8 protein-coding genes are annotated in these 9,563 nt (G+C 71.2%); all 8 read left to right on the top strand.

Annotation, left to right across the window (positions count from 1 at the left end; all coding sequences use genetic code 11):
* Positions 1–456: 456 nt before the first annotated feature.
* Positions 457–1,341, top strand: a complete 885-nt coding sequence (gene rpsB / locus A2U95_RS04825; protein WP_166020982.1) for a 30S ribosomal protein S2 — start codon at positions 457–459, stop codon at positions 1,339–1,341.
* Positions 1,342–1,517: 176 nt separating this feature from the next.
* Complete coding sequence (gene tsf / locus A2U95_RS04820) at positions 1,518–2,354, top strand: translation elongation factor Ts (RefSeq protein WP_166020981.1); 837 nt, start codon at positions 1,518–1,520, stop codon at positions 2,352–2,354.
* Positions 2,355–2,545: 191 nt separating this feature from the next.
* Positions 2,546–3,304 carry a UMP kinase gene (gene pyrH, locus A2U95_RS04815; protein ID WP_166020980.1) on the top strand — a complete coding sequence of 253 codons (759 nt, stop codon included), beginning with the start codon at positions 2,546–2,548 and terminating at the stop codon, positions 3,302–3,304.
* Between the two features lie 189 nt (positions 3,305–3,493).
* The gene (gene frr, locus A2U95_RS04810; RefSeq protein WP_166020979.1) at positions 3,494–4,051 is read left to right on the top strand and encodes a ribosome recycling factor; all 558 of its coding nucleotides are present in this window, start codon (positions 3,494–3,496) and stop codon (positions 4,049–4,051) included.
* Positions 4,051–5,331 carry a phosphatidate cytidylyltransferase gene (locus A2U95_RS04805; protein WP_166020978.1) on the top strand — a complete coding sequence of 427 codons (1,281 nt, stop codon included), beginning with the start codon at positions 4,051–4,053 and terminating at the stop codon, positions 5,329–5,331. The genes frr and A2U95_RS04805 overlap by 1 nt, the downstream gene beginning before the upstream one ends.
* Before the next feature lie 157 nt (positions 5,332–5,488).
* Positions 5,489–6,595, top strand: a complete 1,107-nt coding sequence (gene rlmN, locus A2U95_RS04800; protein WP_166020977.1) for a dual-specificity RNA methyltransferase RlmN — start codon at positions 5,489–5,491, stop codon at positions 6,593–6,595.
* Positions 6,596–6,829: 234 nt separating this feature from the next.
* Entirely contained in the window at positions 6,830–7,906 is a 1,077-nt protein-coding gene (locus A2U95_RS04795; RefSeq protein ID WP_166020976.1) for a thiamine ABC transporter substrate-binding protein, read from the top strand.
* A gap of 53 nt (positions 7,907–7,959) precedes the next feature.
* On the top strand, positions 7,960–9,561 hold the full coding sequence (locus A2U95_RS04790; protein ID WP_166024829.1) for an ABC transporter permease: 1,602 nt from the start codon (positions 7,960–7,962) through the stop codon (positions 9,559–9,561).
* Positions 9,562–9,563: the final 2 nt, after the last annotated feature.

Here is a 9,563-nt window from a genome sequence, read left to right as displayed (position 1 = left end):
CCTCCGGCGCCGACGCGCCCGGCGGCGCGGACGACCCCGCGGCGGGGGGATCCGCGGCGGGCGCGTCGGGCGCGGCCGCCGCCCCCAGCAGCGCCCCCGCCAGGGCGCACAGGGTCCATCCGGCCCGGCCGCCCCGAAGGGCACGGCCGGTCTCTCGACGTGGTTTCTCTCGCATGCCCGAACCGTGCCGCGGAGCGGCCGGAATCCGCCCGCGCCTGTGGACTACTCGCCGGTTGTGGACGGCGGCGTCACTCGGGACCCCGGCGGTCCCGTACACTTTCTGAGGCGATCCGGGTCACCGGGTCGACTTCGCACGCCTCGATGAGGACCCCGGCGCAAGCCGGCGGTCCGGGTCGGCGCCCCTCGGTCCTTCATGGCTGGGCGTCGTACGCGGGCGTCAGGCGCGGATGCCGTCCGGTGTCCGCGGCACAACCGAGAACCTCAAGGAGAACGGCCATGGCCGTCGTCACGATGCGGGAGCTGCTGGAGAGCGGCGTCCACTTCGGTCACCAGACCCGTCGCTGGAACCCGAAGATGAAGCGCTTCATCTTCACCGAGCGCAACGGCATCTACATCATCGACCTGCTCCAGTCGCTGTCGTACATCGACCGCGCCTACGAGTTCGTCAAGGAGACCGTCGCCCACGGCGGCACGGTCATGTTCGTCGGCACGAAGAAGCAGGCGCAGGAGGCCATCGCCGAGCAGGCGACCCGCGTCGGCATGCCCTACGTCAACCAGCGCTGGCTGGGCGGCATGCTCACCAACTTCTCGACCGTCTACAAGCGTCTGCAGCGCCTCAAGGAGCTCGAGCAGATCGACTTCGAGGACGTCGCCGCGTCCGGTCTGACCAAGAAGGAGCTCCTGGTCCTCTCCCGCGAGAAGGCCAAGCTGGAGAAGACCCTCGGCGGTATCCGCGAGATGCAGAAGGTGCCCAGCGCCGTCTGGATCGTGGACACCAAGAAGGAGCACATCGCGGTCGGCGAGGCCCGGAAGCTCAACATCCCGGTCGTCGCCATCCTCGACACCAACTGCGACCCCGACGAGGTCGACTACAAGATCCCGGGCAACGACGACGCGATCCGCTCCGTCACCCTGCTCACCCGCGTGATCGCCGACGCCGTGGCGGAGGGCCTGATGGCCCGCTCCGGCGCCGCCGAGAACAAGGGCGAGAAGGCCGCCGGCGAGCCGCTGGCCGAGTGGGAGCGCGACCTGCTCGAGGGCGACAAGAAGAACGACGCCGAGGCCGAGAAGCCGGCCGAGGCCCCCGCCGCCGAGGCCCCCGCGGCCGACGAGGCGCCCGCCGCCGAGGCCGAGAAGCCCGCCGAGGGCGAGCAGGCCTGACGCCCGGTCCCCGGACCGCGAGGTCCGGGGCGGCGATGCCCGTACGGCTGATCGTGTGACCACACGGCGGGCGGCGCCCTCCGCGCCGCCCGCCGTGTCGGTGGATCCACCGATCGTGCCCCCGCCGTCCGGGCCCGTAGATCTTCAATTCGCACTCCGAGAAGAGAAGCACAGACATGGCGAACTACACCGCCGCCGACGTCAAGAAGCTGCGTGAGCTCACCGGCGCCGGCATGATGGACTGCAAGAAGGCCCTGGACGAGGCCAACGGCGACGTGGACGCGGCCGTCGAGGCGCTCCGCATCAAGGGCCAGAAGGGCGTCGCCAAGCGCGAGGGCCGTTCCGCCGAGAACGGCGCCGTCGTCGAGATCATCGCCGACGACAACTCCGCCGGCGTCATCGTCGAGCTGAAGTGCGAGACGGACTTCGTCGCCAAGGGCGAGAAGTTCCAGGCCGTGGCCAACGCCATCGCCGAGCACGTCGTGAAGACCTCCCCGGCCGACATCGACGCCCTGCTCGCCTCCGAGATCGAGGCCGGCAAGACCGTCCAGGCGTTCGTGGACGAGGCCAACGCGAACCTGGGCGAGAAGATCGTCCTGGACCGCTTCGCCCAGTTCAAGGACGGCTACGTCCTGGCGTACATGCACCGCACCATGCCGGACCTGCCCCCGCAGATCGGTGTCCTCGTCGAGCTCGACAAGGAGAACGCCGAGGTCGCGAAGGGCATCGCCCAGCACATCGCCGCCTTCGCGCCGCAGTACCTCTCCAAGGAGGACGTGCCGGCCGACGTCGTCGAGAAGGAGCGCCGCATCGCCGAGGAGACCACCCGCGCCGAGGGCAAGCCCGAGGCCGCGATCGCCAAGATCGTCGAGGGTCGTCTGAACGGCTTCTTCAAGGACGCCACCCTGCTGGGCCAGCCGTACGCGCTGGACAACAAGAAGTCCGTCCAGAAGGTCCTGGACGAGGCCGGTGTCACCCTGAAGCGCTTCGCGCGCATCAAGGTCGGCATCTGAGTCAGTACCGTGATCGGCGGATCCGACCGCTAAGGTCGGAAGCAGTCGTCCGGGTACGCCGCCGCGCACTCGCGTGCGGCGGGCGACAACAGATCTGACGAGGGAGGCCATTGCCGCATGGGATGCGAACCACGCCCCACCGGCAATGGCCTTCTTCGTGTGTGTGCACTGCAAAAGAAGTGAGACTCCCCATGACCACGAAGGCCGAGAAGAGCGACGACGGCAAAGTACGCGGCCGGTATCTGCTGAAGCTGTCCGGCGAGGCGTTCGCCGGCGGCGGCGGACTCGGCGTCGACCCGGACGTGGTGCATGCCATCGCGCGCGAGATCGCCGCCGTGGTCCGTGACGGAGCGGAGATCGCCATCGTCATCGGCGGCGGCAACTTCTTCCGAGGCGCGGAGCTGCAGCAGCGCGGCATGGACCGTGCCCGCTCCGACTACATGGGCATGCTCGGCACCGTGATGAACTGCCTCGCCCTCCAGGACTTCCTGGAGAAGGAGGGCATCGACTCGCGCGTGCAGACCGCCATCACGATGGGCCAGGTCGCCGAGCCCTACATCCCGCTGCGGGCCGTGCGCCACCTGGAGAAGGGCCGTGTGGTCATCTTCGGCGCCGGTATGGGCATGCCGTACTTCTCCACCGACACCACCGCCGCCCAGCGCGCCCTGGAGATCGACGCCGAGGCCCTGCTGATGGGCAAGAACGGCGTCGACGGGGTCTACGACTCCGACCCCCGCACCAACCCGTCCGCGGTCAAGTTCGACTCGCTGGGCTACGGCGAGGTCATCACCCGCGACCTCAAGGTCGCCGACATGACCGCGATCACGCTCTGCCGCGACAACGACCTGCCGATCCTCGTCTTCGAACTCCTGGCGGAGGGCAATATCGCCAGAGCCGTCAATGGTGAGAAGATCGGCACGCTCGTGGGCGACCCGGGCCGCCGGGACTGACCGGCGGACCAGCCCACCCGGCCGGCGCCGGGTGGGCGCCCCGTGCCCCGGTCCGGGCGACGACCCGGCCGGGGGATGGACAACGTCCTGCCGGGCAGGAACCGTGCAGGAAGAAGACGCGACGCAACCGTCCGCCGGCGCGCACAGGAGCGGCGGACGGGCCTACTTCAAGACACGCAGGAGCAAGTGGTGATCGAAGAGACCCTCCTCGAGGCCGAGGAGAAGATGGAGAAGGCCGTCGTGGTCGCCAAGGAGGACTTCGCCGCGATCCGCACCGGCCGTGCGCACCCGGCGATGTTCAACAAGATCGTGGCCGACTACTACGGCGCGCTGACGCCGATCAACCAGCTGGCCTCGTTCTCCGTGCCGGAGCCGCGCATGGCCGTGGTGACCCCGTTCGACAAGAGCGCGCTGCGCAACATCGAGCAGGCGATCCGCGACTCCGACCTCGGCGTGAACCCGAGCAACGACGGCAACATCATCCGCGTGACGTTCCCCGAGCTCACCGAGGAGCGCCGCCGCGACTACATCAAGGTCGCCAAGACCAAGGGCGAGGACGCCAAGGTCTCGATCCGTTCCGTGCGCCGCAAGGCCAAGGACGCCATCGACAAGCTGGTGAAGGACGGCGAGGTCGGCGAGGACGAGGGCCGTCGCGCCGAGAAGGAACTCGACGACACCACCGCCAAGTACGTCGCCCAGGTGGACGAGCTGCTCAAGCACAAGGAAGCGGAGCTGCTCGAAGTCTGATGAACGACTCTTCCTGGGGGGCGCCGCCGCAGGCAGGACATGGCTGGCCGTCCGAGCACGAGCAGAGGTATGGAACGCCCGGCGGCCCCGTCCAGGGAGCTGTTCCGACGGGTCCGGCATACGATGCGCATGCGGCTCACGCGCCGCGTGACGCGTATGCGGCGCCGGCGGTCCGGGACGCCTACGGGGATGTCCAGGGGTCGTCCGGGCAGCCGGCACCGTCCGGTTCGCACGGCGCCCACGGGCAGCCCTTCGGCGTGCCCGCGCAGGAGGCTGCCGCGTCCGCCCGGCACGGGGCCGTGCGGCATGCGCCCGTGCGGCACGGGGCACCCGTGCCGCAGGGGGACGCCGCCCAGCACACCCGCCCGTTGCCCGTCGTCAGCGAGAAGCCGCAGGAGCCCATGTCCGACGCCTCCCAGCCCTCTCCGGCCCCGCGCGGGCCGGAGGAACCGCGGCAGCGCAAGAAGAAGAGCGCGGGACGCGACCTGGGCGCCGCGATAGGCGTAGGCGTCGGCCTGGGCGTCGTCGTCCTGGTCGCGCTCTTCGTGGTGAAGGCCGTGTTCGTCGGCGTCGTCGTGGCGGCGGTGGGCGTGGGCCTGTGGGAGCTCACCTCGCGGCTCGCCGAGCGCAAGGGCATCAAGGTGCCGCTGGTGCCGCTGGTCGTCGGCGGAGCGGCGATGGTGATCGCCGGCTACGCGGCGGGGCCGCAGGGCGCCTGGCTGGCGACCGCGTTCACCGCGCTGGCGGTGCTGGTGTGGCGGATGGCCTCGCCGCCGCAGGACTACCTGCGGGACGTGACGGCCGGTCTGTTCGCCACGTTCTACGTGCCGTTCCTGGCGACGTTCGTCTCCCTGATGCTGGCCGCGGACGACGGCCCGCAGCGGGTGCTGACCTTCCTCCTGCTGACGATCGTCAGCGACACCGGCGCGTACGCCGTGGGGTGGCGGTTCGGCACCCACAAGCTGGCGCCCCGCATCAGCCCCGGCAAGACCCGCGAGGGCCTGCTGGGCGCGATCGGCTTCTCCATGGCCGCGGGCGCCCTCTGCATGACGCTGCTGGTGGACGGCGGCGCCTGGTGGCACGGCCTGCTGATGGGCCTGGCCGTCGCGGTCAGCGCCACGCTGGGCGACCTCGGCGAGTCGATGATCAAGCGGGACCTGGGCATCAAGGACATGGGCGCCCTGCTGCCGGGTCACGGCGGCATCATGGACCGCCTGGACTCCCTGCTCCCCACGGCCCCCGTGGTGTGGCTCCTGCTGGAGATCTTCGTCGGCAGCTGAGCACCGAACCCGCGAAGAAGCCCCGTTCCGCCCCGGTCGCGGTACGGGGCTTCGCCGTCGCCGGATCCCCGCGCGGGCGCGGCGGAGACGTACCTCACCGGGCCGGCCCGGGCGGCCCGGCGGGGGCACGCTTTCGATCTGCCACACTGGTAAGGCCATGCCTAAGCCCGGAGAACTCACTTTCGTCGCCCCGCGCGGAGCCAAGAAGCCGCCGCGGCACCTCGCCGACCTCACGCCCGCCGAGCGCAAGGAAGCGGTGGCCGCGATCGGCGAGAAGCCGTTCCGCGCCAAGCAGCTCTCGACGCACTACTTCGCGCGGTACGCGCACGACCCGGAGCAGTGGACGGACATCCCCGCCGCCTCGCGGGCCAAGCTGCGGGAGGCGCTGCTTCCCGAGCTGATGACCCCGCTGCGGCACCTGTCCACCGACGAGGGCGCCACCCGCAAGACGCTCTGGAAGATGTTCGACGGCACGCTCGTCGAGTCGGTGCTGATGCGCTACCCGGACCGGGTGACCATGTGCATCAGCTCCCAGGCCGGCTGCGGCATGAACTGCCCGTTCTGCGCCACCGGCCAGGCGGGCCTGGACCGGAACCTCTCCACCGCGGAGATCGTCCACCAGATCGTCGACGGCATGCGCGCCCTGCGCGACGGGGAGATCCCCGGCGGCCCGGCGCGGCTCAGCAACATCGTCTTCATGGGCATGGGCGAGCCGCTCGCCAACTACAACCGGGTGACCGGGGCCATCCGCCGGCTCACCGACCCGGAGCCCGACGGGCTCGGTCTGTCGCAGCGCGGCATCACCGTCTCGACGGTCGGCCTGGTGCCCGCCATCAACCGGTTCTCCGACGAGGGCTTCAAGTGCCGCCTGGCGATCTCGCTGCACGCCCCGGACGACGAGCTGCGTGACACGCTGGTCCCGGTGAACACGCGCTGGAAGGTGCGCGAGGTGCTGGACGCGGGCTGGGAGTACGCCGCCAAGTCGGGACGCCGCCTGTCCATCGAGTACGCGCTGATCCGCGACATCAACGACCAGGCGTGGCGCGGCGACCGCCTGGGCCGGCTGCTCAAGGGCAGGCCCGCGCACGTCAACCTGATCCCGCTGAACCCGACGCCGGGCTCCAAGTGGACCGCCTCGCGCCCGGAGGACGAGAAGGCCTTCGTCGAGGCGATCGCCGCGCACGGGGTGCCGGTGACGGTCCGGGACACCCGCGGTCAGGAGATCGACGGGGCCTGTGGTCAGCTGGCCGCCACCGAGCGGTAATCTGGCCTCGTCATACGAGGTGCCGGCACGTCCGGCACCGACATACGCATAGTGATATCCGACAGGGGAGCGCTGCAGCGCTGAGAGTGCGGTACCGACCGCAGACCCTCTGAACCTCGCCCAGGTCATTCTGGGTAGGGAGTTCGGTCAACTCGAGCTGTTGCGCCCTGCCCGGGAACCGTCACGGTTCCCGGGCAGGGCGGCGTCTCTTCCTGGTCAGCCAGGAGGAATACCGTGCACATCCGCAGGAAGCCCGCCGCCGCGACGGCGGCCGTCCTCGCCCTCGCCCTCTCCGCGTGCGGCTCCGGTGGTTCCGGGGACGACGCGCAGGAGTCCGGGGGGAAGACCGTCACGCTGGTCAGCCACGACTCGTGGGCCGCCTCCGAGGAGGTGATCGCCGCCTTCGAGAAGGAGAGCGGCTTCAAGGTCAAGGTCCTGGAGGACGGCGACGCCGGGCAGGCGCTGAACAAGGCCGTGCTCACCAAGGACCACCCCCAGGGCGACGTCCTCTTCGGCGTGGACAACACGCTGCTCTCGCGCGCCCTCGACAACGAGCTCTTCGACCCCTACGAGGCCGAGGACGCGGCGAAGGTGGGCGAGGAGTTCCGGGTCGAGGGCGACGCGGCGACCCCGGTCACCACCGGCGACGTCTGCGTCAACTACGACAAGGCGTACTTCGAGGAGAAGGGCCTCGAGCCGCCGAGGACCTTCGACGACCTGATCGACCCCCGGTACAAGAACCTGCTGGTCACCGAGAACGCCGGCACCTCCTCGCCCGGCCTCGGCTTCCTGCTCGGCACCGCCGCCGAGTACGGCGACAAGGGCTGGCAGGACTACTGGAAGAAGCTGAAGGCCAACGGCCTCAAGGTGGTCAGCGGCTGGGAGCAGGCGTACAACGAGGAGTTCTCCGGCTCCGCGGGCGGCAAGCAGGCGGGCGGCGAGCGGCCGCTGGTCGTCTCCTACGCCTCGTCCCCGCCCGTCGAGGTGATCTACGCCGACCCGCAGCCCGAGGAGGCGCCGACCGGCGTGGCCACCGGGACCTGCTTCCGCCAGGTCGAGTACGCGGGCCTGCTGAAGAACGCGAAGAACCCCGAGGGCGGCAAGGCGCTGCTGGACTTCCTGGTCTCCGAGCGGTTCCAGGAGGACCTGCCGCTCAACATGTTCGTCAACCCGGTCCGCGAGGGCGCCGAACTGCCGGAGGCGTTCACCGAGCACGGCGCGGTGGCCGAGGACCCGAGGACGCTGGCGCCGGAGAAGATCGCCGCCCACCGTGACGAGTGGGTCGACTCGTGGACCTCCCTCGTCCTGTGACGGCCACCTCCACCCGGAGCGGGCTGCGGGGCGACGCGGCACGGCTCGGCCTGATGGCCGTGCCGGTCGCGTTCTTCGCGGTCTTCTTCGCCCACCCCGTCGTCGCCATCGTCCTGCGGGGACTGCGCGGCGAGGACGGGGCGTGGCGGCTGGCGGAGGCCGCGCGGACGCTGGGGAGGCCGGAGGTCCGCGAGGTCCTCTGGTTCACGCTGTGGCAGGCGCTGGCCTCCACGGCGCTCACCCTGGTGGTCGCGCTGCCCGCCGCCTACGTGTTCGCCCGGCTGCGGTTCCCCGGCCGGGAGCTGCTGCGGGCGGTCGTCACCGTGCCGTTCGTGCTGCCGACCGTGGTGGCCGGCGCCGCCTTCCTGGCGGTCGTCGGGCGGAGCGGACTGTTCGACGAGCTGTGGGGCGTCCGGCTGGACGGCACGGTGGGGGCGGTCCTGCTCGCGCACGTCTTCGTCAACTTCGCCGTGGTGGTGCGCACCGTCGGCGGGCTGTGGGCGCAGCTCGACCCGGGGCAGGAGGAGGCCGCCCGGATGCTGGGCGCCTCGCGGTTCACCGCCTGGCGGACGGTGACCCTGCCGGCGCTCGGGCCCGCGGTCGCCGCCGCGGCGCTGATGATCTTCCTGTTCACGTTCACCTCGTTCGGCATCGTGCAGGTCCTCGGCGGTCCCGGCGTCTCCACGCTGGAGACGGAGATCTACCGCAGGACCGCCGACCTGCTGGACCTCACCACCGCCGCCGTGCTCAGCCTGGTGCAGTTCGCCGCCGTCGGCGGGGTGCTCGCCGTGCACGCCTGGACGGTGCGGCGGCGGGAGGCCACGCTGCGGCTGGTCGACCCCGCCACCACCGCCCGCCCGCCGCGCGGCGCCGGGCAGCGGCTGCTGCTCGGCGGGGTGCTGCTGGTGACCGCGGTGCTGATCGTGCTGCCGCCGGCGGTGCTGGTGCAGCGCTCCTTCTCGGCCGGACTCGGCTACTACCGGGCGCTCGCCGAGGAGGACGGGGCGGCCTTCCTGGTCGCGCCGGTCGAGGCGGTGTGGAACTCGCTGGAGTACGCGGTGGCCGCCACCGCGATCGCGCTGGTGATCGGCGGTCTGGCCGCCGCCGCGCTGGCCCGCCGGGACGCCGGGCGGTGGGTGCGCGGCTTCGACGCGCTGCTGATGCTGCCACTGGGCGTCTCGGCGGTGACCGTCGGCTTCGGCTTCCTGATCGCGCTGGACGAGCCGCCCCTGGACCTGCGGTCCACCTGGATCCTGGTCCCGCTGGCCCAGGCCCTGGTCGGCGTGCCGTTCGTGGTGCGGACCATGCTGCCGGTGCTGCGGGCCGTCGACCACCGGCTGCGGGAGGCCGCCGCCGTGCTCGGCGCCTCGCCGTGGCGGGTGTGGCGGGAGGTGGACCTGCCCATGGTGCGGCGGGCGCTGCTGATCGCCGCCGGGTTCGCCTTCGCGGTCTCGCTGGGCGAGTTCGGGGCGACGGTGTTCATCGCGCGGCCCGACAACCCGACCCTGCCGGTCGCCGTGGCCAAGCTGATCGGACGCCCCGGCGACCTCAACTACGGCCAGGCCATGGCCCTTTCGGTGATCTTGATGGTGGTGTGCGCGGCGGCGCTGCTGGTGCTGGAGCGGTTGCGGGGCGACCGGACGGGAGAGTTCTGACC

Origin of the sequence: Streptomyces chilikensis, assembly GCF_001642695.1 — a bacterium.
In the GTDB taxonomy this organism is placed as follows: Bacteria; Actinomycetota; Actinomycetes; order Streptomycetales; family Streptomycetaceae; genus Streptomyces; species Streptomyces chilikensis.
Note: the sequence above shows the minus strand (reverse complement) of the source record. Positions and strands in the feature narration are given on the sequence as shown.